The 24,725-nt window shown below is 47.7% G+C and carries 20 protein-coding genes, 1 tRNA gene and 1 pseudogene; 10 read left to right on the top strand and 12 right to left on the bottom strand.

Translation table 11 applies throughout. The annotated features are described in order from the left end of the window. Positions 1–10 precede the first annotated feature (10 nt). Positions 11–1,267 carry an NADP-dependent isocitrate dehydrogenase gene (gene icd / locus Q1V74_RS08965; RefSeq protein ID WP_260649909.1) on the top strand — a complete coding sequence of 419 codons (1,257 nt, stop codon included), beginning with the start codon at positions 11–13 and terminating at the stop codon, positions 1,265–1,267. 83 nt (positions 1,268–1,350) lie between these two features. Here icd and Q1V74_RS08960 read toward each other — a convergent pair whose 3' ends face one another. Both Q1V74_RS08960 and Q1V74_RS08955 read right to left on the bottom strand, forming a co-directional pair. After that, the gene (locus Q1V74_RS08960) at positions 1,351–2,301 is read right to left on the bottom strand and encodes a glycosyltransferase family 9 protein (RefSeq protein WP_300648272.1); all 951 of its coding nucleotides are present in this window, start codon (positions 2,299–2,301) and stop codon (positions 1,351–1,353) included. A 126-nt stretch (positions 2,302–2,427) separates the two neighbouring features. Next, positions 2,428–3,939 (bottom strand): acetyl-CoA hydrolase/transferase family protein, encoded by a 1,512-nt coding sequence (locus Q1V74_RS08955; RefSeq protein WP_300648270.1) that lies wholly within the window; start codon positions 3,937–3,939, stop codon positions 2,428–2,430. A gap of 97 nt (positions 3,940–4,036) precedes the next feature. Between Q1V74_RS08955 and Q1V74_RS08950 the strand changes: the two genes are divergently transcribed. Beyond that, positions 4,037–4,951: a LysR family transcriptional regulator gene (locus Q1V74_RS08950; RefSeq protein ID WP_300648268.1), complete on the top strand. Its 915-nt coding sequence runs from the start codon at positions 4,037–4,039 to the stop codon at positions 4,949–4,951. Positions 4,952–5,027: 76 nt separating this feature from the next. Here the strand turns inward: Q1V74_RS08950 and Q1V74_RS08945 are convergent, their stop codons facing one another. Then, positions 5,028–6,737, bottom strand: a complete 1,710-nt coding sequence (locus tag Q1V74_RS08945) for a sulfate adenylyltransferase (protein WP_300648266.1) — start codon at positions 6,735–6,737, stop codon at positions 5,028–5,030. 127 nt (positions 6,738–6,864) lie between these two features. Here Q1V74_RS08945 and Q1V74_RS08940 point away from each other — a divergent pair, with 127 nt between their 5' ends. After that, a complete protein-coding gene (locus Q1V74_RS08940; protein WP_300648264.1) occupies positions 6,865–10,296 on the top strand; it encodes a PAS domain-containing hybrid sensor histidine kinase/response regulator in 3,432 nt (1,143 codons plus the stop codon). On the opposite strand, the gene Q1V74_RS08935 is transcribed toward Q1V74_RS08940, so the two are convergent. From Q1V74_RS08935 to Q1V74_RS08925, 3 genes are all read right to left on the bottom strand, one after another. Then, positions 10,293–10,949 carry a response regulator transcription factor gene (locus tag Q1V74_RS08935; protein ID WP_300648262.1) on the bottom strand — a complete coding sequence of 219 codons (657 nt, stop codon included), beginning with the start codon at positions 10,947–10,949 and terminating at the stop codon, positions 10,293–10,295. The genes Q1V74_RS08940 and Q1V74_RS08935 overlap by 4 nt on opposite strands. A gap of 65 nt (positions 10,950–11,014) precedes the next feature. Then, positions 11,015–12,679, bottom strand: coding sequence for a cation/acetate symporter ActP (actP, locus tag Q1V74_RS08930; RefSeq protein WP_300648260.1), 1,665 nt, complete (start codon positions 12,677–12,679; stop codon positions 11,015–11,017). Beyond that, positions 12,676–12,990 carry a DUF485 domain-containing protein gene (locus Q1V74_RS08925; RefSeq protein ID WP_300648258.1) on the bottom strand — a complete coding sequence of 105 codons (315 nt, stop codon included), beginning with the start codon at positions 12,988–12,990 and terminating at the stop codon, positions 12,676–12,678. Before Q1V74_RS08925 ends, actP begins: the two co-directional genes overlap by 4 nt. 201 nt (positions 12,991–13,191) lie before the next feature. On the opposite strand from Q1V74_RS08925, the gene Q1V74_RS08920 reads away from it, so the two are divergent. Beyond that, positions 13,192–13,491, top strand: a complete 300-nt coding sequence (locus Q1V74_RS08920; protein ID WP_300648256.1) for a helix-turn-helix domain-containing protein — start codon at positions 13,192–13,194, stop codon at positions 13,489–13,491. 220 nt (positions 13,492–13,711) lie between these two features. Here the strand turns inward: Q1V74_RS08920 and Q1V74_RS08915 are convergent, their stop codons facing one another. The 3 genes from Q1V74_RS08915 to trxB are packed head-to-tail and all read right to left on the bottom strand — an operon-like array spanning position 13,712 to position 15,714. Next, positions 13,712–14,038 carry a multidrug efflux SMR transporter gene (locus Q1V74_RS08915; protein WP_300648254.1) on the bottom strand — a complete coding sequence of 109 codons (327 nt, stop codon included), beginning with the start codon at positions 14,036–14,038 and terminating at the stop codon, positions 13,712–13,714. 4 nt (positions 14,039–14,042) lie between these two features. After that, entirely contained in the window at positions 14,043–14,768 is a 726-nt protein-coding gene (locus tag Q1V74_RS08910) for a Smr/MutS family protein (RefSeq protein WP_300648252.1), read from the bottom strand. Continuing rightward, a complete protein-coding gene (trxB, locus tag Q1V74_RS08905; RefSeq protein WP_300648250.1) occupies positions 14,755–15,714 on the bottom strand; it encodes a thioredoxin-disulfide reductase in 960 nt (319 codons plus the stop codon). The genes Q1V74_RS08910 and trxB overlap by 14 nt, the downstream gene beginning before the upstream one ends. A gap of 45 nt (positions 15,715–15,759) precedes the next feature. Here trxB and Q1V74_RS08900 point away from each other — a divergent pair, with 45 nt between their 5' ends. The 4 genes from Q1V74_RS08900 to serS all read left to right on the top strand — a co-directional run bounded on the left by Q1V74_RS08900 (position 15,760) and on the right by serS (position 21,662). After that, positions 15,760–18,255 carry a DNA translocase FtsK gene (locus Q1V74_RS08900; RefSeq protein ID WP_300648248.1) on the top strand — a complete coding sequence of 832 codons (2,496 nt, stop codon included), beginning with the start codon at positions 15,760–15,762 and terminating at the stop codon, positions 18,253–18,255. 33 nt (positions 18,256–18,288) lie between these two features. Then, positions 18,289–18,918 (top strand): outer membrane lipoprotein chaperone LolA, encoded by a 630-nt coding sequence (gene lolA, locus Q1V74_RS08895; RefSeq protein WP_300648283.1) that lies wholly within the window; start codon positions 18,289–18,291, stop codon positions 18,916–18,918. A 3-nt stretch (positions 18,919–18,921) separates the two neighbouring features. Next, a complete protein-coding gene (locus tag Q1V74_RS08890) occupies positions 18,922–20,256 on the top strand; it encodes a replication-associated recombination protein A (RefSeq protein WP_260649897.1) in 1,335 nt (444 codons plus the stop codon). Between the two features lie 65 nt (positions 20,257–20,321). Then, positions 20,322–21,662 carry a serine--tRNA ligase gene (gene serS / locus Q1V74_RS08885; RefSeq protein WP_300648245.1) on the top strand — a complete coding sequence of 447 codons (1,341 nt, stop codon included), beginning with the start codon at positions 20,322–20,324 and terminating at the stop codon, positions 21,660–21,662. 96 nt (positions 21,663–21,758) lie between these two features. Here the strand turns inward: serS and Q1V74_RS08880 are convergent, their stop codons facing one another. Together Q1V74_RS08880 and Q1V74_RS08875 are read right to left on the bottom strand one after the other, a co-directional pair. Continuing rightward, positions 21,759–22,130, bottom strand: coding sequence for a hypothetical protein (locus tag Q1V74_RS08880; protein ID WP_300648243.1), 372 nt, complete (start codon positions 22,128–22,130; stop codon positions 21,759–21,761). Positions 22,131–22,282: 152 nt separating this feature from the next. Beyond that, positions 22,283–22,372, bottom strand: a tRNA-Ser gene (locus Q1V74_RS08875). Positions 22,373–22,534: 162 nt separating this feature from the next. Here Q1V74_RS08875 and Q1V74_RS08870 point away from each other — a divergent pair. Next, positions 22,535–23,317, top strand: coding sequence for a 3-hydroxybutyrate dehydrogenase (locus tag Q1V74_RS08870; protein ID WP_300648241.1), 783 nt, complete (start codon positions 22,535–22,537; stop codon positions 23,315–23,317). A 14-nt stretch (positions 23,318–23,331) separates the two neighbouring features. Beyond that, positions 23,332–24,114: a peroxide stress protein YaaA gene (yaaA, locus tag Q1V74_RS08865; protein WP_300648239.1), complete on the top strand. Its 783-nt coding sequence runs from the start codon at positions 23,332–23,334 to the stop codon at positions 24,112–24,114. Here the strand turns inward: yaaA and Q1V74_RS08860 are convergent. Then, positions 24,071–24,725, bottom strand: a pseudogene (locus Q1V74_RS08860) (FUSC family protein); the annotation flags it as partial. The gene yaaA and the pseudogene Q1V74_RS08860 sit on opposite strands and share 44 nt — an antisense overlap.

The raw sequence follows: 24,725 nt of genomic DNA, 5'->3' as shown, positions 1-24,725 counted from the left end.
TGGAGCATCCATGTCTTATCAGCATATTAAAGTCCCTGCACAGGGCGAAAAAATTACGGTAAATGCCGATTTCTCTTTAAACGTACCCAATCAGCCTATCATTCCTTATATCGAGGGTGATGGTACCGGTGTTGATATTTCCCCCGTTATGATCAAGGTCGTGGATGCGGCTGTCGAAAAAGCATACGGTGGCGAAAAGAAAATCCACTGGATGGAAGTCTATGCGGGTGAAAAATCCACGCAGGTGTATGGTCCTGATGTTTGGTTGCCCGAAGAAACCCTCGACGCCGTTAAAGACTACGTTGTGTCCATCAAAGGCCCGTTGACCACTCCCGTAGGTGGCGGTATTCGCTCTTTAAACGTGGCTTTACGTCAGCAGCTTGACCTGTACGTATGTCTACGCCCCGTGCGTTACTTTGCTGGTGTACCTTCCCCCGTTAAGGAGCCAGAAAAAACCAACATGGTGATCTTCCGCGAAAACTCTGAAGACATCTATGCAGGTATTGAATTCGAAGCCGAGTCAGCGAACGCTAAAAAATTGATCGAGTTTTTGCAAAATGAACTCGGTGTAAATAAAATCCGCTTCCCCAACACTTCTGGTATTGGTGTTAAACCCGTATCCAAAGAGGGAACGCAGCGTTTGGTGCGCAAAGCCATTCAGTACGCTATTGATAATGATCGTTCCTCTGTGACGCTCGTTCACAAAGGCAACATCATGAAATTCACCGAAGGCGGTTTCCGCGATTGGGGCTACGAGCTAGCGATGAGCGAGTTCGGCGCAGAGCTGATCGATGGCGGCCCATGGTGCAAATTCAAAAATCCTAAAACAGGCAAAGATATTGTTGTTAAAGACTCCATTGCGGATGCGTTCTTACAGCAGATCTTGTTACGTCCCGCTGAATACGATGTGATCGCGACATTGAACCTAAACGGTGATTACATTTCTGACGCATTAGCGGCTCAAGTTGGTGGTATTGGTATTGCTCCTGGCGCTAACTTATCCGACTCGGTGGCCATGTTCGAAGCCACCCACGGTACAGCACCTAAGTACGCTGGTAAAGACTATGTAAACCCAGGTTCTTTGATCTTATCGGCCGAAATGATGCTACGTCATATGGGCTGGACAGAAGCCGCTGATTTGATCATCAGCAGCATGGAAAAAGCCATTCAGTCCAAAAAAGTCACCTATGACTTTGCCCGACTCATGGAAGGCGCGACTCAGGTTTCCTGCTCTGACTTTGGTAATGTCATGATCGAAAACATGTAAATCTGTTTTTGGTAGCCTGATTGTTATGCCAAACCCGTATCACCGATGGTGGTACGGGTTTTTTAAAGGCTGGATGAAAGAGCTTATTTGCCGTAAGGGGTATTATTTTTATTTAATAAATCACGACTTATTTTTATAACAAGCTCGATTGGAATATTTTGTATATTGAGATCTGGTGGGCAGAGCATTTGACTATGAGAGTGAGGCAAAAACCACTCAGGATTAGATTGATAATATAGGCCTATAAAAGGTTTAATTAAACATTGACTAATATGTGATGGCCCACAGTCGTTACTAATAGTTAAACGACTGTTCTCTACGATAGTGATTAGAGCTGGTAGGGATAAATTTTCCTGAAAATGCATAGGAAAAGAGGCTGGAGCATGCTCTAAGAGGAATTGTTTTTCTTGCTTTTCATTGGGACCTAATATTATTTGAAAACTCATATGAGGAAAATCGAGATAAAGCTGCTGCATAACTGTCCAGTATTTCTCTATTCCCCATTTTTTATGTTCACCGCCACCTGCGCCAGGCATGATACAAATACTGTTCGAAGGTTTTGTATCCTGAACGAAACTTAGCATAGCTTCACGTAAGAGTAGAAGAGGGGAGGTATCGATAGCAAGAAGATGTAGTAAAGGCTGTAAGTGTGTGAGAGCTCGATATTGCTCTGTATCACATGGAGTGTGATGATCAAAAAGTCGATTTAAATAAGCGGAGCGTACACTAAGTCCTACAGATAAAGGGATGCCTTTTAGATATTTAATAAAAGGAGCGCCGTCCATACTAGGGCGCATAGAGTATATAAAATCCGTATTGTTTGGGATATTACGTAGGGTTTGCCAAAAGTTTTTTGGCTCGGCATGGCCTTCAATCCATGCAATTTGTTTATAAAAATAAGTTAGATTTTTATCAGAAAGAACGTGAAGCTCCTTGGCCTTTAGATACTTTTTTATAAAAAAAAGAGCCGGGATATTAACGATGTTTGCTCCAAAAAAACTGCGGGAACGGAGTAGTACGACAGCTGTATCCATAAGTAAAACTAAAATAAAAAATATAATAATCTTGAAATCACAAGCATTTTATGTCAGATAAATAAAAAAACGGCCATAACAAACGTTATGACCGCAAAGGAGACGACAGGTAAATAGTGTATAGGCTTATGCTTTAGCTGTTTCTTGTTGGTGCATACTGCCGTGCTCTTCAAAGCGTAAGTGCCATGATAAGGCCTCCTCTAGGAGGTGAGGTGTATGACCGCCACGTTGGCAAGCGCGCTCAAAATAATCCTGAAGTGCGGCTTGGTAATCTGGGTGAACACAGTTTTGGATGACGAGCTCGGCTCGTTCGCGTGGGGCTAAACCACGTAAATCAGCCAAGCCCTGTTCGGTGACAAGAATATCCACATCGTGCTCGCAATGATCTACGTGCGACACCATGGGGACTACACGACTAATCGCTCCCCCTTTAGCCAGGGATTTGGTCACAAAAATAGATAGGTGAGCATTGCGGGCAAAATCCCCTGAGCCACCAATCCCATTCATCATTTTGGTTCCGCTTACATGGGTGGAGTTGACATTGCCATAGAGATCAAACTCTAAGGCGGCATTGATAGCAATAATCCCCAAACGGCGTACGATTTCGGGGTGGTTGCTGATCTCTTGAGGACGCAGCACAATACGATCCCGATATTGATCAAGATGGCTGAAAAAATGCTGCATCATAGGAGCGGTTACGGTGATTGAGGATGCCGAAGCAAAGCGCAGCTGCCCAGATTCGAGTAAATGAAAAGCGCTGTCTTGTAGGACCTCGGAATACATGGTGAGATCTTTAAAATCAGACTCCACTAGCCCCTGAGTGACGGCGTTGGCGATGCTACCTATGCCGACCTGTAGCGGGAGGAGAGAGTGATCTAGACGCCCTTCAGCGACTTCGTTTTCTAAGAAGCGCACAATGTGTTGAGCAATAGATTGCGTTTCGGAGTCGGGAGGAGTTGCAGTAGAAGGGCTGTCTAGGGTATCGGTAAGCACAATAGCGACGATACGCTCGGGGTCAACTGCAATAGCGTTTGTACCTAAGCGTTGATTCACGCTGGTTAATGGGATGGGGGCACGGCCAGGGCGTTTTTTAGGTAAGTAGATATCATGAAAGCCCTCGAGTTCGGCGGGCATAGCGGTGTTGAGTTCAACAATCACCTGCTTGGCTTGAGCAACAAAACTGGCTGAGTTGCCGACAGAAGTACTTGGCACTATGTGGCCGTCTTCGGTGATCGCAACGGCTTCAATTACAGCTACATCAATGGGCTTACCGGGTTCTGCACGTAAATGCTCGGCGAGCTCGGATAAATGCTGGTCATAGAACAGTACTTTGCCTTGGTTAATCGCACGTCGCATGGTGGCATCGACCTGAAAGGGTGAGCGGCGAGCTAACACATTGGATTCTGCCATTAAACCATCGCTGTTATTACCCAAGGAAGCACCGGTAAAAAGCGTTAGATTTAATGGGCCTTGTGTTGCCGCTTTGGCGGCCAGAGCGATAGGAATGGCTTTGCTGTCTCCGGCGCGGGTAAAACCACTCATACCGATTGTCATGCCTGCTTGGATAAACTGCACCGCTTGCTCAGCTGGCATGACTTTATTGTGCAAGCTCGATAAACGAATACGTTGCTGCCACATAGATTGCTCCTATCATATGTTGTTTTTGTACTATGAGTTCAGCATAGCATTACAAATATGACTAAAATCTTTGCATATCATTCCTTTTGTCTATGCCATGTTAAATGTGATTGCGTTGCGCTATTTTGTAGAAACGGTGCGCTTAAGTAGTTTTACCGCAGCTGCACAATCGCTGGGGGTTAGCCAGTCGACGGTCAGTAAAATGATAAAAAACCTCGAGGATCAGATGGGAGAGCAGCTTATTATTCGTAATGGAAAACCCTTACTGTTGAGCGATACCGGCCGGATGCTTTATGAAAAAGGGGCGGCGGTTATTGATGCACTTTTGCATTTGGAAAAAGAGGTTCACGAGATCCAGGCATTGCGTAAAGGACGCGTTCATATCGGTATTCCCCCTATGATCAATCTGTTATTTACCGATGTGATGAAGCATTTTAGAGAGCAATATCCCAACATTGCGTTACATATTCAAGAGCAGCCTGGACCGGCGATTGAGCAGTTAGTGGCTAAAGATGAGCTGGATGTAGGTTTTAGTATTGCGCCGATTGACCAGTACTTACCTGTGGTTGGGCAGGCGGTGGCAAGTTATCCTGTTTATGCTATTTTCACGCCTGAATTGTTGCCACGCAGCAAAAGTGGGTTAAGCCTAGCTCAAGTCGCTAAAAAACCACTTTTATTATTGAACGATGATTTTGGTTTGACGCGTTTATTGCGACAGCGTTTTGCAAAAGAACAATTACAGCCACGGATTTATGCACAAAGCAGCCAGTGGGACTGGTTAATTTCGATGGCGCAAGCTGGGTTGGGGGTGGCGCTATTACCAGAGCCGTTTTGTCAGCGTTTGCCTGAAACGCTAACTTATCGCTTGATTGAAGAGTCGGAGCCATTATTTTGGCAGGTAGTGTTGTTATGGAATGGTCGTTATTTATCTCAGGCGGCACGGGCGTGGTTGGAGTGCTGTCAGGATTTGCTTGGAGGCACGTGGCTAGAAGCAGAGGAAAGCGAGCTATAAATAGGTGCACCGCCCATACATAAAAAAACCCCAAGCATGTATTAAGGCTTGGGGTAAGGGATGATGGATAAAATGATCAGTCGTTATCAGCGCCACGATAACGCTTATAAGGCAGAATATTCCAGGTGCGCTCTTGCAACCCCTCGGGACATAAGGAGGGGGGGATTTCCTCGAGCAGCTTTTTGGCTACAGCAAGCTCGCGCTCGACTTCGGCGCGGTCTTGGTACATGAACTCGTCCGAGGCGGACTCTGGAGCTTGTTTCAGCTTTTCTTCTAGGTCGCTAATGATACGCTCTTGCTGAGCGCGCATGGCCTGACGTGCGTCTTCCTGCCAAGTGGGTTGTAGATTACGGTTATGGTCGAGAAGCGCATTGTATTCGCTATAAACATCCGCATAGATGTCTGTTGCATGGTTACGTGCATCTAAGGTAGCGGCTTCTAGGTCGCGCACGTTAAGAGTAGATGGATCCAGTGGTTGCGGACGTTTTGTACCACCTAAACGCGTGTAGTTAACGTAGAAGGGGTACATGCTTTGGATGACTTTGGCGACAGGTAATGTGCCCTCAGCATTTTCATCCACGCCTTTAGGTTGTACCCCTTGGATACCGGCTAACGCGGACTCTGGGCGTACGACCTCTTTGGGGGGGATAATGCCATGACGCAGCATTTCGCGTATGCCTGTGCCAGAGATATTTAAGCGATAGCGTTCGTCATGCGAGCAGGTCTGGGTGGTGGCATGCGAAGCGCAACGAGCACAGTAGAACACCTCGTGAAAGAGACGGACATCGATACCGAGCTCTTCGGGGGTAAACTGGTCAAAAATACTATGGCTAGCGTATTTATCGTAATAACTACCGATACCAGCGTGGTCTCGCCCGATAAGAGCATGAGTACACCCATAGTTTTTCATGATGAGGGCATGCAGTACGGTTTCGCGCGGGCCCGCAAAAATATAGGTAACACGCAAGGGCGATAAAATGGAGCGGTTTTTTGGATAATACGTATCGAGCACGTTCCGATAAGCGAGCATGCGGTATTCGTGGCGTACGTATTCGCGCTTAGCCATTTCGACAAGGGGTTGTAAAAATAAGCCGTCTACTTCTTCGAGGGCATTACGGTGAATATATTCGTGACCGCGGTGTAAAGGGTTCGCCCCCGTAATAAAACCAGCAACCGAGTTGAATTTTAATTCCTCGTAAAACAAATGCCAGGTGTCTTTGGGCTCGCGGCGTAGTTTTTCAAAAGGCCCCCAATCCACGCGGTTAAGTAAATGTAAGGTACCGCCTAAAGACGTATCCCCCATGCGGCGATAGATGGAGTCGACACCAGGGTGGTTGCGATCAGTGGTGCCAAATAGGTTTTGTGCCCGATGCGCCTTGTCATAGGCAAAAATATCTTCAATATCTAAGATGGCAACGGGTTCATTATTAGCATCCGTAAGGGCAACCTGATCCCCAATTTTTAAGGACTTGATCGTTTCTGCGTTCTTGTCCCCAATGGGGGCGAAGCTCAGGGGTACGGGCCAAATGGTTCCGTTACTGAGGCGCCCGTCTTTAAGTACCGATAAATAATCGGCCTCGCTCATAAAGCCTTTGTTAGGCGAAAGCACCCCAGTGGTGATCATTTCGATGGTGATGATGGCCTCGAGGTCCACGCGAATCGAGGGCAACTGGCGAGCGCGTTCGATTTCAGCTTGGCGTAGGTGTTCAGGTACGACCTGATTGACCAATGTGCCCCCATGGGGTTGTTGGGGGTATTGATCGAAACGTAATTGTGTTGACTCCATAGATCCTCCGTATTTTTTGGTCGTGATGTCTAAGCGTTTTTAATAGTAGCGACCGTTGCTTATTGATCTTAATATAACTAGAAAAAGCCCCTAAAGTCATTAGGCTATACCAAAGTAGGAGATATGTATGTTGCCCGCTTGGGTCATTCTTGCCTCTTTTCTCTATGCTGCTATTTTGTTTGCGATTGCGTGGGTAGGGGATCGGCACCCTTTATATACTCAGCGTCCTTGGCTGCGCCCTACGGTTTATAGCTTAGCGTTAGCGGTCTATTGTTCATCATGGACTTTTTATGGGGCGGTTGGTTCGGCAGTTCGCTATGGCTGGGGCTATTTGCCTATTTATCTAGGCCCTTTTTTGATGTTGATGTTCGGGTGGCGCTTAATTGAGCGACTCGCTTTGGTGGCGCAGTCCCAAAATACGGTATCGATAGCCGATTTTATGGCCAGCCGTTATGGGCGATCGCAGCGTCTAGCAGGCTTAGTGGCATTAATTGCTGTGATTGCTGGAGTGCCCTATTTGGCTTTGCAGTATAAAGCGGTGACCTTGAGCTTAACGGTGTTAACAGGGAAAGAAATTCAAGCGACCATTTTTGGTGACCCCGCCTTATACGTGGCGATTATCATGGCGCTGTTTTCTATCCTGTTTGGAACACGGCAGGTAGATGCTACGGAGCATCGGCCAGGGTTGATGTTAGCCGTAGCATTTGAGTCGCTGGTTAAGCTCATTGCATTGATTGCGGTTGGATTTTTTGCGTTGATTTGGGCGAATAAAAACCAACTCGATGTGTATGGAGCGGTGCAAACTTTAGTTGAGCAAGCCCCCCCGGTTGGATTTTTAGGACAAACGCTATTGGCTTTTGCGGCCATTATTTGTTTGCCCCGTCAGTTTCATGTTGCGATCGTGGAATGTGGGGATGTGGTGGATGTACGCCGCGCTCGATGGTTATTTGGTTTTTATTTGGTGATTGTCAGCTTAATGGTGTTACCCATTGCGGCGGTAGGGGTACATTTATTTGGTGATAAGGCCAGTGTACCCGCAGACAGTTTTGTGTTGGCTTTGCCGCTATCGCAAAACCAAATGACTTTAGCGCTTGCTGCATATATTGGTGGCTTTTCTGCGGCAACGGGTATGGTAATTGTGACCAGTGTGGCCCTATCGACCATGGTCAGTAATGATTTAATCATGCCATTATTATTACGGCGTGGGTGGGCGCAGCAGCCACAAGGTGATATGTCCGCGACCGTATTGTGGATTCGGCGTTTTGCTATTTTAGTGGTGGCTGCCGCCGCATATGGTTATTACTTTGGTAGTGGTAGTGACACAGCTTTGTCCGCTTACGGTTTAATGGCTTTTGCTGCGGTGGCGCAGTTTGCTCCTGGGCTCATTGGTGGGTTGTACTGGCAGGGGGCAAGTCGTCAAGGCGTAGAAGTTGGCTTGGTGCTGGGCTTTGCTGTGTGGACGTATACCTTGATGCTGCCGGCGTTAACAGAGTCGGGTTGGTTTGCTTCCGATTGGCTACAACATGGTTTATTCGGCATGTTGTGGCTAAAGCCGTATCAGCTGTTTGGTTTAACTGGGTGGGACCCTTTAACTCACGGCACTTTCTGGTCTTTACTACTTAATACCTCAGCATTTCTGCTCGTGTCTTTGTATAAGCGTCCGGGGCTAGGAGACCGATTACGTGTTGAGCCGTTTTTGGATCCTTATGCGCAACGCCGTCGCTTGGCTGCTTCTGCTTGGAATGGTGAGATTTTTGTTCAAGACTTATTGGCGTTAGCGGGACGCTTAGTAGGAGAGAAAAAAGCACAATGGGATTTTGATAAAGAGGCCCAGCGACGTGGACAGGCGCTGCATCAAGATCTACGCGCTGATAGTGAGTGGATTCAATTTACCGAGTTGATGTTGGCGGCAGCGATTGGGGCGGCTTCTGCGCGTTTAGTATTAACGAGCGCATTACGTGGTACTGGCATGGAGATTACAGCAATTGTCTCGATCCTAGATGAGGCAGGGCAAGAGCTGCGTTTTAATCGCGATATTTTATTAGCGACGTTAGAAAACCTGGATCAGGGTGTGAGCGTTGTAGATGCGGATATGTGTTTAGTGGCTTGGAATCAACGTTATCAACAACTTTTTGATTATCCTGCTGGTATGTTGTACGTGGGGCGTCCGGTCGCTGATTTAATTCGCTTTAATGCCAAGCGAGGAAAAATTCAACATCGCGATGAGCAGGATATTGAGCAAGCGGTGAGCCGGCGTATTGCTTTTATGCGTGCGGGCACGTCTCATGTTTTTCAGCGCACATTAAATAATAAGCAGGTTATTGAGCTGCGGGGGCGGCCTTTGCCGGGTGGGGGTTATGTGACAAGCTACACCGATGTCACAGAATATAAACGGGTAGAACGAGAGCTTTTAGAAATCAACGAAAATCTAGAGCAGCGTGTTCAAGAGCGCACTCAAGAAGCGGAGTTGGCACAACTGTCTCGCACGCATTTTTTGACGGCCGTCAGTCATGATGTATTGCAGCCAATTAACGCGGCGCGCTTATTTGCTTCGGCGTTGTATGGGAGCAAAGACCCAACAGAAATGCAGCATTTGGCCGAGCGAGTCGATGCGTCTTTGCGTGCTGCCGAGGAGCTATTAGATGGGCTGCTGGACATTTCCCAGTTGGATGCAGGTGCATTAAAACCAGAAATTACTGTATTTGATGCGCAAGAGCTTTTGCAAGACTTGTTAGAGCAGTACGCACCGCTTGCACAACGACGCCAATTACGACTACGCATGTATATGCGCCCCGTTTATGTACGTAGTGATCATCGCCTTTTACGACGCGTACTTCAGAATTTTATGGCGAATGCTTTGCGTTATACCCGGCAGGGGCGCATTATTCTTGCCGGTCGAGTCCGAGGCGATCAAGTCGAATTTCAAGTATGGGATAGCGGCCAAGGGATTCCACCACATCATCTTGAACAAATATATGCCGAGTTTCATCGTTATGAACAAAGTTTTGATTGGGGAGAGCGGGGTTTGGGGCTTGGCTTATCCATTTGTCAGCGTATCGCGGCTTTATTAGGGCATGCGTTGCGAGCCCAGTCTACGGTAGGTAAAGGCAGTATGTTTAGTATTCAAGTTCCTCTTGCTCAAAAACATGAACCGACCCCCGTGAGTGCTTTAGCTAAGCAAAACTTACAGCTTCCTTTAGCTGGTTTACGCGTGTTGTGCCTGGATAATGATGTGGAGATTTTAATGGGTATGCAGGCCCTATTGTCGCAATGGGGGGTAGAGGTCATCACGGCGATCACAATTGATGAGGCCTTAACCAAGATGGATTTGGATCCTCAGGTGCTTTTGGTGGATTTTCATTTGCATGATCGGCTAGATGGCTTGGATGCATTGGATGCTTTACGAGAAAATGCGCGTCATTTGCATGGTGCGTTACTGACCGCGGATGGCAGTGATGAGTTAAAACAACGTGCCCGCCAGCGTGGGTATTTGGTGCTAACCAAGCCAGTTAAGCCGGCCTCGTTGCGGTCTTTTTTGGCAGCCCATTATCGTAGTTAAAATTGCCCCGTATCCGTTTGGTTTTGCAATAAAAGCTGGTTGGCAATGAGAACAGCTTGGGTGCGATTATTTACCCCTAGCTTGCGTAAAATAGCCGTCATATGGGTTTTGATCGTCGCCTCAGATACGCCTAATTCATGGGCGATCTGCTTGTTAAGCTGACCAGTGCTGACCATTTGTAATACGCGAAATTGTTGTGGTGTGAGCTCGCTGAGTAGCTGTGCGGCTTTTTTCTCATCAGGGCTAATGGGGGGCAATGCGAGGGCCTCCTCGGGTAGCCATGTATCCCCTAAAAGAATTTGTTGTAAGGCCACACTGAGTGTTTGGCTATCAGCAGACTTAGGAATAAACCCCATCGCTCCATGATCAATGGCTCGGCGCATAAGCACCGGGTCTTCGTGAGCAGAGATAATCACAATAGGTAAAAGAGGATGTTGGGCGCGCAGGTGTACCAGTGCGCTATAGCCGGCGGCGCCTGGCATTGTTAGATCTAATAACAGTAAATCTGCGTTGGGGCGATCTTCGACAAGAGCATATAACGAACTAATGGTATTCGCTTCATAAATGGTCGCGCTAGGATAAAGTTTAGTAACGAGCCCACGCAGAGCCTCTCTAAATAAAGGATGATCATCCGCAATAAGTAGTTCGTTCATTGTTGTATACGCCATAAAGCACAAAGGGAGCCGCGGCTCCCTTTAATAATAGTCAAAAAGACAGCTTAGTGAGCGCTTGCTTGGCTGGCCCCTAAACCGGTTTGACTACGTACGGTAAGTGCATCGAAAGCAACCTTTTCACGGGTAGCCTCTGGGCTTTTATCAAGGACAGAGAATAACCAGATTGCACCAAAAGCTAAAGGGATGGATAGAATACCCGGGTTGGGGAAAGGCGTAATTGGCTCAGCAAAACCAAAGACGTCTACCCACACCGTAGAGCTTAACATTACCCAAATCGTAGCCGTAATTAAACCGAGGAAACCACCAATTGCTGCACCGCGAGTCGTACAACCACGCCAAGAAATGGAGAGCACCAAGACGGGGAAGTTGGAGCTAGCGGCGATAGCAAAAGCCAAACCAACCATAAACGCGACGTTTTGGTTTTCGAACACAATGCCTAGAATAATAGACAAAATACCGAGCGCAACAGTAGAGATTCGAGAAATGCGCATTTGGTTGTGCTCAGTGGCCTCGCCTTTGGCAATGACGTTAGCGTAGAGGTCATGGGAAATCGCTGCAGCACCGGCTAGAGCCAACCCCGCGACAACGGCAACAATCGTAGCAAAGGTTACGGCCGCTAAAAACCCAAGCAGTAAGTCGCCCCCGACGGCGTTCGCTAAATGCACCGCCACCATATTCGTACCACCAATTAGACTTTTGATCATATCAAAATTGCCATCGGCGTCCGTGATGTAGTATTCGGGATGTTGTACTAGTAAGGCAATTGCCCCAAAACCAATAATAAAGGTCAGAATATAGAAATAACCAATAAAGCTGCTAGCCCAAATTACGGATTTACGTGCTTCTTTGGCATCTGCTACGGTAAAAAATCGCATTAAAATATGCGGTAACCCAGCCGTACCAAAGGCCAGCGCAATTCCTAAAGACAGAGCATTAAGCGGGTTGCCACTGACAGAAGAGCCTGGAGCTAAAATACCACGACCATCGGGGTGTACCGTGACGGCTTCGGTTAAGAGCTCATCCACATTAAAGCGGAAAGCCGCTAACACCAAAAAGGTCATAAGAGTAGCGCCAAATAGCATGAGCACAGCTTTGATGATTTGGACCCAAGTGGTTGCCGTCATCCCCCCAAAGGCCACGTAGATCATCATGAGAGATCCGACGATGACCACGGCGAGCTTATAGTCAATACCAAAGAGTAAAACAATAAGCTTACCAGCCCCTACCATTTGGGCGATCAGATAGAGAGCGATAATTAAAAGGGATGCGCTCGCAGCCAAAATACGCATAGGGGTTTGTTTTAGACGAAATGAGGTAACGTCGGCAAAATTGTAGCGACCCAGGTTGCGTAGTCGTTCAGCAATTAAAAACATTACGGTTGGCCAGCCAAACATAAAGCCGATGGCATAGATCATACCGTCAAAGCCGCTAACATAGACCATACCTGCGATCCCTAAAAAGGAGGCAGCAGATAAGTAGTCACCCGCAATCGCTAAGCCATTTTGAAAACCCGTAATACCGCCCCCCGCTGTATAGAAATCAGAGGTGGTTTGAGTGCGTCTGGCAGCCCACCAGGTAATAACCATGGTGGCCGCAATAAACACCAAAAACATAATAATGGCGGAAGTATTACTTTTGTTTTCTGTTGCCGCATGGGCTAAGGATGAGGACCCAGCGAGCAAAATCAACGAAGAGAGCCATTTGTTCATTTTTGGATCTCCTGAATAATGTCTTTGAGTAGTGGGTCAAAGATCTTATTAGATAAATAGACGTACAAAGCAACTAAAATACTGGCGCTGATTAATACTAGGGTTGCGGTAAATACGCCAATACTGATGGTCATGTTGCCAATGGGACGTCCAAATAGTTCAGGGTCAAAAGCTAACGTTAAAATAAAACCCGCATAAATAATGAGAGTGATCACAAAAAAAGTCAGGCTAATACGGTTGCGTCGTTGTAATAGCTCTTGATATTTAGGATTTCGGATCACCTCTGCGACGAGATCGCGCGATGAACTCATGATTGTCTCCTTGATGTTTTTTTGCATCGTTAAGGGTTTATTGCATTAGGCAATAAGGTGGCGTATGTATACGCTCTGTGTCATCAATATACGTTTAGTATGGCTTTTCTAATACGCGACTTTGGTTGTAGATTTTTCAGATATTAAGGGGTTTTGGTAGTACACTGTAGACGAACGATGACACGCTAAGGAGTATTCACTATGCAGTCTGTGCAAACCGTAGAGGACTTTGCGTTATTAATTCGTAATCGACGGCGGGCATTAGGATTAAGCCAAGCGCAGTTAGCAGAAAAAGTCGGTGCAAGTCGACAGTGGCTTATTGATATTGAAAAAGGGAAGCCGCGGGCGGAATTAGGGATGGTGTTACAGGTGCTTGCTGAGCTTGATGTGCAGCTGCAGGTGAAAACGGCACGTGCTCGACGCCGTGAGACCATAGATAAGGATCAGGGCGAAGCACAGATTCAGGCTTTAGCACAGGCGTTTCAGTTTTTAGATAAGTAACTTCAAGTATTAGTAAAGCTTATTAGGGCTATAAACCTAGTGCATACCCTAAGTGTCAAAGCCTAAAAGATAAGGCACAATAGCTACATGCAGGTGAGGAGACGACAACAGCCCAAAAGGGCGGTGCCGTAAAACGGCTTAGCAGTACCTATAACTAGAATAAAACCCACAAAAGCCAATCTGAAATCCAGATTGGCTTTTGTGCTTTCTAGTAGGCTAGCTAGAGACTGCTTTTAGAAAAAACGTTAAGTACAACAACCCCAGCGACAATGAGTCCAATACCGATAAAGCCGGCCAGATCAAGCGATTGCTTAAATAAAACAAAACCAATAATCGAAATTGCGACAATTCCTACCCCTGACCAAATGGCATACGCAATGCCCACAGGAATATGTCGCAAAGATAAAGATAAGCAGAAAAAAGCAATCGCATAGCCCACTATTGTGACTAGGGAAGGCCAAAGTCGAGTAAAGCCTTCTGCGCTTTTTAAGGCACTGGTGGCAATAATTTCAGCCACGATAGCAATAGATAAATAAGTCCAGCTCATGATGTTAATGGCGGGCAGAATGCCGTAGTAAGACTTTGACTGCGCCGCTTCCTCCTTCGTGTGGTTCGCAGTTGGTAAAAGCAAGCACAAAGTCCAATTGACTAAGCCAACGTCTTACCGTGGTGGGTAGAATTGGGCCGGCTTGTTTAGAGCCATAGCCTTTTCCGTGCACAATACGTATGCATCGGAACTGTTCCGCTAGACTATGTTGTAAAAAATAATCTAAACGAATACGAGCTCGATCTACTGTTGCGCCGTGTAGATCAATACTATTTTGAATTGGCCAGCGCCCTTTTTTAAGATGCCGTAATACATCTGTGCCACAAATAGGATTAAGGTACTCGGCAAGAGGTGTGGTTGCGCTATCCCAAGGGTCATAAAAATCAGAGGTGGCGTGTAAAGCGGTTAAATGGCTTTGCCCCATCGCATGCTGCTGTCGTTGGCGCTTTTCGGCGTTGTAGGGCTTGGAAGTGGCAGGGCGTGGATGATGACGAGGGGTGGCTTTAAGTGGTATTACCCCTTTGACAGCTTGTCGAAATAAGGCTTGATCCTCGGCTTGTAGTGGAGAGCTAGGGAGGGTAGGGGACTGCATAGACGCAAAAGTCTCGCCCGTTGAGGCGAGACGAGCGCGCTCTTCCCTTGGCGGTGCAGAGGGTTGAGCGCGCAATTGTTTGCGCAAGGTTTTAAGCTGCTTAAGCTGCTTAAAGGAGGGGGATTTATTTGCCTTCACTCTCTAACCAACGCTGTGCATCTAAGGCGGCCATACAACCGGTGCCCGCACTGGTAATAGCCTGACGGTAAATGGTATCTTGAACATCGCCAGCTGCAAAAACGCCGGGAACAGAAGTCATGGTGGCTAAACCCTCGCGCCCATTGCGAGTGATAATATAACCATTATCCATTTCTAGCTGGTCTTTGAAAAGCTCGGTATTGGGGTGGTGACCGATAGCAATAAACACACCCATGACATCAAGCTCTTCGGTGGTATTGTCCTGATTGTTGCGCAAACGCACTCCTGTGACACCCGAAGCATCGCCTAAGACTTCATCCAGCTCGTAGAACAGTTTCAGTTTAATATTGCCGTTTTCAACACGATCCATGAGCTTGTCGGTTAAGATGGGCTCGGAACGGAAGGTATCGCGACGGTGAACTAATGTTACGGTTTTACAAATGTTGGACAGGTACAATGCTTCTTCAACGGCTGTGTTTCCACCACCAACGACGATAACGTCTTGGCTTTTATAGAAAAAACCGTCGCAGGTGGCACAACCAGACACGCCCCGACCCATAAATTCTTGTTCTGAAGGCAAGCCAAGGTACATGGCTGAGGCACCTGTGCATATAATCAGTGAGTCACATGTGTATGTGTTGCCACTGTCACCTTGTAAAGTAAATGGACGCTGCTTTAAATCTACCGATACAATTTGATCTACGATGAGCTCAGTTTCAAAGCGTTCCGCATGGGCTTGGAAGCGAGCCATGAGATCTGGGCCTGTAACACCGTTTGCATCGGCTGGCCAGTTTTCTACATCGGTGGTTGTCATTAGCTGCCCACCTTGTTCTAGACCGGTAATTAAAACCGGATTTAAATTAGCGCGAGCAGCATAGATGGCTGCCGTATACCCAGCAGGGCCAGAGCCGAGGATTAAAACTTTAGCGTGCTTAACAGTAGACATATTTATATTTCCCAAAAATCAATGACCAGCCAATTATAATGAGTCATGGCTAGAATACCTGTAACTTCAAATCGATCTGCAAAAAACGTCCGTAATGGGCCGTCTATTTGGCAACAACGACTGAGCACCCTAATGCGCGAAGCGCGTTGGGTGGTGTTTTTATTGCTTGCTACTTGGTTATCTTTGGTTCTGTTTACGTGGAATAGTTCCGATCCGGCATGGTCGCAATCTTTACACGCAGGCAGTATCCATAACCAAGGCGGCAAGCTGGGTGCTTATGTATCCGATATTCTGTATTATCTGTTCGGCTATAGCACCTGGTTGTGGGTAGCACTATTGGTTCAACGGTTAATCGTTGGCTTTTATCGTATTACCTCTATTGTAATGCCTAGTGCAAAAATTCAAGAACCCCTACCGCGCGTGCCGTGGGAGCTTGGGGTGGGCTTTGTTTTGCTATTGATCGGTGCAATAGGCTTTGAGGCCTTGCAAAGTCGCATAGGTTTAGATCTACCGGCAGGGCCGGGTGGCCAGGTTGGGCAGTTACTCGCTCATTTCCTGATTTTGTACCTAGGGATGGCCGGCGGTATTATTGTGCTGCTTTTGGCTCTATGTATTGGTGCGAGCTGGTTCTTCCGCTTTTCTTGGTTAAATGTTGCCGAGACAATCGGTAGCTGGGTAGAGCAGGCGTTTTTCTGGCTCATGCGTCAAAAGGCCACATGGGAAGACCGTCGGGTTGGGCAGGAAAATAGCGCTAACCGCAAAAAAAGCTTGCTAGCCAAGCATAAGCCAGAGCAAACAGAAACGTCAGAGCGTATGGAGCCTGTATTAACTGCTACGGAAATCCAGACACGTGCTGAGCCAACTTTGGGTGGGGGGGCAACGAGCCAAGCGGCTTCTTTGGTGGCCGATCCGCCTTCTCGTCCTTATAAGCATCCTATTTTTGATGATCCAGATCCAACTCCGGCGAATGTTATGCCTGAACCGGATACGGTGCCTGTTCGTCCTATACAGAAGCAAACCCAGGTAACAGTGACTAAAGCCGCAAAGCTACCTACCGAGGTCGGTTTGCCGCCGCTTGACCTGTTAGACCCCGCCGAAGCCTTAGGTGAACCAATTTCAGAGGAAACGCTGGAGTTTACTTCCCGTTTAATTGAGAAAAAGCTAGGTGATTTTGGGGTGAATGTGACCGTCATGGAGGCTCAGTCTGGACCCGTGATTACGCGTTATGAGATTGAGCCGGCGACAGGGGTAAAAGGAAATCAGATCGTCAACCTTTCAAAGGATTTAGCGCGCTCGTTGAGCTTGGTCGATATACGTGTGGTGGAAACCATTCCTGGTAAAAACCTAATGGGTCTGGAGCTGCCTAATCCACAGCGGCAGATGGTTCGTCTTGAGGAAATCATCGGCTCGGAAAGTTTTGTTAACAGCAAGTCCCTTTTAACGGTGGCCTTAGGTAAAGATATTGCTGGGCACGCCGTGGTGGCGGATTTAGCGCGCATGCCACATTTGCTTGTAGCGGGTACGACAGGGTCGGGGAAATCTGTGGGGATTAACGCCATGATTTTATCCATTCTGTATAAAGCAAATCCAGATCAGGTGCGTATGATTCTCATTGATCCCAAAATGCTGGAAATGAGCATCTACGAAGACATTCCTCATTTGCTGGCTCCCGTGGTAACCGATATGCGCGAGGCGGCGAATGCGTTGACCTGGTGCGTGAACGAAATGGAGCGACGCTATAAGCTCATGAGTAAAATGGGGGTGCGTAATCTTGCGGGCTTTAATAACAAAATTAAAGAGGCTCAAGCACAAGGGGAATCCATTCCCAATCCTTTTTCTTTAACGCCAGATGCCCCCGAACCATTAGAAACGCTGCCATTTATTGTGGTGGTTATTGATGAACTTGCCGACCTAATGATGGTGGCAGGTAAAAAAATCGAAGAACTCATCGCACGCTTAGCGCAAAAGGCGCGTGCAGCGGGGATCCATTTGGTTTTAGCCACACAGCGTCCCAGTGTGGATGTGATTACTGGGCTTATCAAAGCCAATATCCCTACCCGTATTTCTTTTCAAGTATCATCCAAAGTGGATTCGCGCACGATATTAGATCAGATGGGGGCAGAAACCTTATTAGGCCAAGGGGATATGTTGTATTTACCACCAGGTACTTCGGTGCCGATCCGAGTGCATGGTGCTTTTGTAGCCGATGATGAGGTACATCGGGTCGTCGAGTACTTAAAAGAGCAAGGCGAGCCCGATTATATTGAAGGCATTCTGGAAGGCGGCGCTCCAGGGGAAACCGGTGATGGGCTCAATGCGATTACGGGTTTTGCAGACACAGAAACGGACCCGCTTTATGATCAAGCGGTTGCTTTTGTGTTAGAGAGCAAGCGGTCTTCGATTTCTGCGGTGCAGCGCCAGTTGCGTGTGGGTTACAACCGTGCCGCGCGCTTGGTAGAGCAAATGGAAAAAGCCGGCATTGTATCGCCGATGGGACCCAATGGGAGTCGAGAGATTCTTGTTCCGCATGCCGATGAATAACCCCATGCGTTTTTATTTGACAAGGTCAACATGATGATTTCATTTTGGAAAAAAATGGCGGTTGTAGCGAGTGCGCTTTGTGTCAGTGCCTCGCTTTATGCGCAAAGCGCTACGGATCAGTTACGACAGTTTGTACAAGAGGTTCGCAGTGCCACAGGTAAATTCACGCAGCACACCATGGACGCACAAGGGCAAGCACGGCCAGAGCAAGCGGGAGAGTTTGCTTTTCAACGCCCTGGAAAGTTTAAATGGCAGGTACTTAAGCCTTATGAGCAGCTAGTTTTGTCTGATGGTAAGCAGCTTTATCAATATGACCCCGATTTAAATCAGCTTACTCAGCGCCGTGTGGATCAGGCTATCGGCACATCTCCTGCTGCTATTTTGTTTGGTTCGGGGCAGCTAGAGCAAAGTTTTCATTTGTCGGATCGTCCAGAACAAGATGGGCTTTTGTGGCTGCGTGCCACACCTAAAAGCAAGGATGCTGGCTTTGACTATATGGATATAGGCTTTCAGGCAGGTACTCCTGTCCAGCTGGTGTTGTTAGATGCGTTTGGGCAGCAAACACGCATCACGCTAAGTCAGCTACAAACCAAGGTGGATTTAACGGCGGATATGTTTACCTTTACGCCACCAGCCGATGTGGATGTGGTGACGTTACCCTAGTGTATGGAACCCGACCTTTTTCAATCTTCCTCGCCTCAAAACTATGCTCCGTTGGCAGAACGCTTGCGCCCGCGTCAGCTGGATGAGGTTGTGGGGCAAAGCCATCTCATCGGCGAGGGCAAGCCGTTGCGTGTCGCCTTTGCCTCGGGTCGCCCGCATTCTATGATTTTCTGGGGCCCCCCAGGGGTGGGGAAAACGACCTTGGCGCGTATGATGGCGGATGGTTTTGATGCCCAGTTTATTGCAATTTCTGCAGTGCTTGGTGGTGTTAAAGACATTCGTGATGCGGTGGTCAAAGCCCAAGTGGCCCAAGGCCAAGGGCGACGTACGATTTTATTTGTAGACGAAGTCCATCGTTTTAATAAAGCCCAGCAAGATGCGTTTTTGCCCTATGTAGAAAGCGGTTTGCTAACGTTTATCGGTGCTACAACAGAAAACCCATCTTTTGAGGTCAACTCGGCGCTACTGTCGCGAGCACGCGTTTATGTGCTCCAACCCTTGAGTGTCGAGGAGCTAACCGTTTTAGCGAATCGAGCGGTGGCCGTGTATGTTAATGATGCTCAGGCGGATTTGGTGTTTACGCCAGAAGCGAAACAACAGTTAGCAACATGGGCTGATGGCGATGCGCGACGCTTGATTAATGCCGTAGAGGTAGTGGCCGAATCAGCACAAACGGCACAGGTGCAAACGGTTGATCAAGCCTATTTGGAACAAGCCTTATCACAAAGTTTACGCCGTTTTGATAAAGGGGGCGATGCATTCTATGACCAGATCAGCGCGTTGCATAAGTCCGTGCGTGGTTCGGACCCAGATGCCGCATTATATTGGTTTTGTCGGATGATTGATGGTGGCGCTGATGCCTCCTATTTATCACGTCGTATTGTGCGCATGGCCTGGGAAGATATTGGTTTGGCGGATCCTCGGGCGCTACAAATAGCGAATGATGCAGCCACTACGTATGAGCGGCTAGGCTCACCCGAGGGCGAGCTCGCTTTGGCACAAGCTGTGATTTATTTGGCGGTTGCGGCGAAAAGCAATGCGGGTTATATGGCTTACAATCAAGCGCGCCGTTTTGCTGCAGAGCATGGCAGTGCCCCGGTTCCTGTGCATTTGCGCAATGCGCCAACTCAACTCATGAAACAGCTAGGGCATGGCAAAGCTTATCGGTATGCCCATGATGAACCCCATGGTTATGCGGCGGCCGAGCACTATTTTCCTGACGGTTTAAAGCCGCGCTTTTATCAGCCAACCGATCGGGGTTTAGAGCAAAAAATCAAAGCGAAGTTACAGTTTTTAGCCGAGCTGGATCGGCAGGCACGCTCTAAAAAAACCTCCTAAGCTTAATTATTCGCGCTGATTTCGCTACAATTCTTTAATTCTTATCATTCCTTGAGCCTATTGTTATGTTAGACATTACACTGTTGCGTAAAAATTTAGATGAGGTCGTAGCGGCCTTGGCCACTCGTGGGGTTGTTTTTGATACGGAGCGTTTTAACCGGCTCGAGTCGCGTCGTAAGGCCGTACAAGTCGAAACAGAAAACCTCCAGGCGCGTCGTAACACTGTGTCTAAACTCATTGGGCAGCTAAAAGCGAAAGGCGAAGACGCTTCTAAAGAAATGGCTGAGTCCAAGGCCATTCCGCAGCAGCTGCATGAACTAGAAAAAGAATTGACTGCCATCCAGTCCGAGCTGCACGAGTGGTTGAGCGGTATTCCTAACTTACCCCATGCTTCCGTTCCTGTTGGTGAGTCCGAGGAGCAGAATGTAGAGGTGCGTCGTTGGGTACCTGGAAATGCAGCAGCGGATGCTTTGCCTACCCCTTTTGATTTTGAAACCCAAGATCATGTTGCTGTAGGCGAAAAACTGGGCTTGGACTTTGAGGCAGCACGAAAACTCTCAGGGGCTCGATTCATGGTGTTACGTGGGCAGATGGCTAAACTACACCGGGCCCTAGCACAATTTATGTTGGATGTGCAAACCGAGGAGCATGGCTATACCGAATGCTATACCCCCTATATTGTAAATAGTTCTACTTTGTATGGCACCGGACAGTTACCTAAGTTTAAAGAGGATATGTTTTGGGTCACCAAAGGTGGGCAGAACCATACGGACGAGGAAGAGGGCCCTGCCGAGGACCTTTATTTGATTTCCACATCGGAAATTACTTTGACAGGAACCGTGCGTGATGAGATTTTAGCTTCGACAGAGCTACCCATGCGTTTAACGGCACACACGCCTTGTTTCCGTTCCGAAGCCGGTAGTGGTGGGCGCGATACACGAGGGATTATTCGTCAACACCAGTTCGATAAAGTGGAAATGGTTCAGATCGTGCATCCTGAGCATTCGTATGCTGCACTGGAAGAGATGGTAGGCCATGCTGAAAGCATCTTACAGCGCTTGGGCTTGCCGTATCGTGTGGTGGCTTTATGCGCTGGGGATATGGGGTTTTCTGCTGCCAAAACGTATGACCTAGAAGTGTGGTTGCCCGCACAAAATACGTGGCGAGAGATTTCTTCTATTTCTAACTGCGAGGCGTTTCAGGCTCGACGTTTACAGGCGCGTTTCCGTCCCGAAAAAGGGCGTCCAGAATATGTGCATACGCTAAATGGCTCTGGTTTAGCGGTAGGGCGTGCTTTAGTCGCCGTCTTAGAGAATTATCAACAAGCCGATGGGAGTGTGGTGATCCCAGAGGTCTTGCGCCCTTATATGGGGGGGAAAACACATCTTTACCCCACTGAGGCTTAAGTTTATTTAACCCAGCCTAAGCTGGGTTTGTCATAGATGAAAAATCAGTAAAAGAACAATATAAACAGCCCGCTTTAGAGCGGGCTTATATATGATTTAGTGACGATTACGTAGTACGGGGTAATCTTTGGGCATCGGTAAAAGTAAAGGCTGTGTACCAGAGTTTTCGTCTAGGTAGTGTTTTTGCCGTTTTGGACGAGAGCTACGATTAAGTAGCCATACCATAAGGGTTAACCAAACAAATAAAGAAAGGGCTTTGCTTAATAAGCTATTTAAGCTGGCATAGCCCGTAGCGCTTGAAGCCGAGATATGTAAAAGGTTAGCTAGAGTTGGAAATTGGCCCAAGAGTTCAATGAAAAGATTACCCGGCAGGTGGAAGGCCCAGCGCACGGTTTCCCAGGTTTCCCAGTAGCTAATACGCCCATCCGCGTTTTGATCAATAACCCATTGGAAAGATTGAATATGCATAACGGACTCCTTAAAAAGAGACCCGCCTAAAATGCACGGGTGACAAATCATTAACGATGTTGTCTTAACTAATATAAAAGCCAACCACGTGCTTGGCAAGCATATTTTGGGCAAAAAAAATCCCGCGCCTAGGCACGGGATTGGATATAGGGTGGCGGACAGGGTGAGATTCGAACTCACGATACGCTTGCACGTATACTGGATTTCGAGTCCAGCGCATTCGACCACTCTGCCACCTGTCCGCATTCATTTTTTACTAAAAATGTAAAGCAGTCATTCTAGCAGAAAAACCACTAAAAAGACCAGCCCTTTAAATAGATAAAATCGGTTTTCCCTTTTAGGGTGACGCGTTACACTTAATAGGTTCTTTTCGTGGTCAACACCACAGTTATCTGGAGAAATATATGCTTACTGATAAAACCGCTGTTATTACCGGCTCCACCAGTGGGATTGGGTTAGCAATTGCACAACAATTGGCCGCGCATGGCGCAAATGTGGTGTTAAATGGGTTTGGTGATGCGGATGAGATTGAAAAACTTCGCGTGAATATCGAGCTCCAAAATGATGTGAAAGCCTATTATTTGCATGCCGACCTCAGTCAGCCTGAAACCACGCGCCAGTTTATTCAACAAGCAGCTCAGTTAACAGGTGGTATTGATATTTTAGTGAATAACGCTGGTATCCAGCATACAGACCGCATTGAAAATTTTCCTGTTGACCGCTGGGATCAAATTATTGCCTTAAACCTATCCGCAGTGTTCCACACGACGGCAGCGGCTTTACCACATATGCAGAAAAAAGGCTGGGGGCGTGTTATTAATATCGCCTCTACGCATGGTCTTGTGGCTTCAGAAAACAAATCGGCTTATGTGGCTGCTAAGCATGGTGTGGTCGGCTTGACTAAGGTCACTGCTCTAGAGAACGCTGGCTCAGGGATTACATGTAATGCGATTTGCCCAGGGTGGGTCCGCACGCCTTTGGTCGAGGCTCAAATTGAAGCTTTGGCTGCCAAAAATAACTGTGACATAGAAACCGCGGCAAAAGCGCTTCTTGCTGAAAAACAACCCTCCTTGCAGTTTGTGACACCAGCTCAAATTGGGGGGGCGGTGGTCTTTTTGTGTTCAGAGGCCGCTGAGCAGATGACAGGTACAACGATGACGCTGGATGGTGGCTGGACGGCGCGTTAAAACAGGAAGTCAGTATGCTATTTTTATTATCTCCTGCTAAAAAACTGGACTATGATTCGCCAGTGCGTACAACCTTACATACGCAACCGCAATTCATTCCCCAAGCTCAAGCTTTGATTTCAGTCTTACGAGAGCAAACGCCAGAGCAAGTGCAAAAACTAATGAAATTAAGCGATGCGTTAACTACGCTGAATGTACAGCGCTATGCGGATTGGTCACCTGAGTTTTCGCTGGATAATGCGCGTCAAGCGATTTTGGCTTTTGATGGGGACGTTTACGAGGGGCTACAAGCGAAAACGCTATCCGATGCACAACTGCAATGGGCGCAGCAACATGTTTTGGTGTTAAGCGGCCTTTATGGGGTGCTACGACCTTTGGATTTAATGCAGCCATATCGGCTAGAGATGGGCACACGGCTTGCTACACCTCAAGGTAAAAATCTCTACGAGTACTGGGGGAGCCAATTAGCGACCTATATCGATCAGCATTTTGCTCAACAGGCTGATCCGAATCCGGTGGTAGTGAATTTGGCATCCAACGAGTATTTCAAAGCGGTGGATACCAAATCATTACGCGCTTCAGTAGTGGAGTGTGTTTTCCAAGATCAAAAGGGCGAGGATTGGAAAATCATCAGCTTCTATGCCAAAAAAGCGCGTGGGCTGATGGTGCGCTATGCCATTGATAACCAAGTGCAACATGTGGAGGAGCTACAGGGGTTTAATAGCGATGGCTATCGTTATACCCCTGAAGTCTCTACAGCGACGAAGTTGGTTTTTCGTCGACCGGAATCGGTTTAAGTAGATCTAGCTGGGTAGGGGTGGGTGGTCCAGAGCTCAATACTAAGCCGCGCATATCTTGTCGGATCAGCTGTGCGGCTTTTATCATTTGTCGTAATGGATAAGCTAGCATTGCAAAATCCCCCTCCGTCTCTAACGACCCCACTGGTGGTGCATCGGCATTATTTAGCTCACGCTCAATAGCTACCAACGCCGTTTCGATTCCTGGAGGGATCTCTGCTAATGAGGCCAGCAGTGGGACAGCGGCACTGATTTGGGATGCCAGCACATGGTTTTGAATTAGTAAATTATTCAGCAAGGCCACATTATATTGGCGGCTAGTGGGTTCATTCATCATGCGATAAAAACCCGAGGCAAAATTACTAAAGGCTACGTGTACATTACGGCGAGCCAGTTGCCATTGGGTATCGGCTTCATTTAAGTCATATTCCAGTTTCGCAAGCGTATCCGGGCTCAGCGCTAGTGCCTGAGCAGCGGAGTGGGGCGTGGCGGTTGCTGCATTGTATTGGCGTTGAAGCGCTGCATAGTGCAGCCCGGTTTGTAAATAGTTTTTATTTGCACCTAGAGCTTCGTTAGCAAAATTGCTCATGGAATTGGACTCCCACCATGGC

This window comes from Paenalcaligenes sp., from assembly GCF_030152715.1.
Classification (GTDB): domain Bacteria; phylum Pseudomonadota; class Gammaproteobacteria; order Burkholderiales; family Burkholderiaceae_B; genus Paenalcaligenes; species Paenalcaligenes hermetiae.
This window is presented reverse-complemented; position numbering and strand designations above follow the sequence as displayed.

Coding starts and splice junctions, on each gene's coding strand:
- icd (WP_260649909.1), top strand. CDS start 11: ATGTCTTATCAGCATATTAAAGTCCCTGCACAGGGCGAAAAAATTACG.
- Q1V74_RS08960 (WP_300648272.1), bottom strand. CDS start 2,301: ATGGATACAGCTGTCGTACTACTCCGTTCCCGCAGTTTTTTTGGAGCA.
- Q1V74_RS08955 (WP_300648270.1), bottom strand. CDS start 3,939: ATGTGGCAGCAACGTATTCGTTTATCGAGCTTGCACAATAAAGTCATG.
- Q1V74_RS08950 (WP_300648268.1), top strand. CDS start 4,037: ATGTTAAATGTGATTGCGTTGCGCTATTTTGTAGAAACGGTGCGCTTA.
- Q1V74_RS08945 (WP_300648266.1), bottom strand. CDS start 6,737: ATGGAGTCAACACAATTACGTTTCGATCAATACCCCCAACAACCCCAT.
- Q1V74_RS08940 (WP_300648264.1), top strand. CDS start 6,865: ATGTTGCCCGCTTGGGTCATTCTTGCCTCTTTTCTCTATGCTGCTATT.
- Q1V74_RS08935 (WP_300648262.1), bottom strand. CDS start 10,949: ATGAACGAACTACTTATTGCGGATGATCATCCTTTATTTAGAGAGGCT.
- actP (WP_300648260.1), bottom strand. CDS start 12,679: ATGAACAAATGGCTCTCTTCGTTGATTTTGCTCGCTGGGTCCTCATCC.
- Q1V74_RS08925 (WP_300648258.1), bottom strand. CDS start 12,990: ATGAGTTCATCGCGCGATCTCGTCGCAGAGGTGATCCGAAATCCTAAA.
- Q1V74_RS08920 (WP_300648256.1), top strand. CDS start 13,192: ATGCAGTCTGTGCAAACCGTAGAGGACTTTGCGTTATTAATTCGTAAT.
- Q1V74_RS08915 (WP_300648254.1), bottom strand. CDS start 14,038: ATGAGCTGGACTTATTTATCTATTGCTATCGTGGCTGAAATTATTGCC.
- trxB (WP_300648250.1), bottom strand. CDS start 15,714: ATGTCTACTGTTAAGCACGCTAAAGTTTTAATCCTCGGCTCTGGCCCT.
- Q1V74_RS08900 (WP_300648248.1), top strand. CDS start 15,760: ATGGCTAGAATACCTGTAACTTCAAATCGATCTGCAAAAAACGTCCGT.
- lolA (WP_300648283.1), top strand. CDS start 18,289: ATGATTTCATTTTGGAAAAAAATGGCGGTTGTAGCGAGTGCGCTTTGT.
- Q1V74_RS08890 (WP_260649897.1), top strand. CDS start 18,922: ATGGAACCCGACCTTTTTCAATCTTCCTCGCCTCAAAACTATGCTCCG.
- serS (WP_300648245.1), top strand. CDS start 20,322: ATGTTAGACATTACACTGTTGCGTAAAAATTTAGATGAGGTCGTAGCG.
- Q1V74_RS08880 (WP_300648243.1), bottom strand. CDS start 22,130: ATGCATATTCAATCTTTCCAATGGGTTATTGATCAAAACGCGGATGGG.
- Q1V74_RS08870 (WP_300648241.1), top strand. CDS start 22,535: ATGCTTACTGATAAAACCGCTGTTATTACCGGCTCCACCAGTGGGATT.
- yaaA (WP_300648239.1), top strand. CDS start 23,332: ATGCTATTTTTATTATCTCCTGCTAAAAAACTGGACTATGATTCGCCA.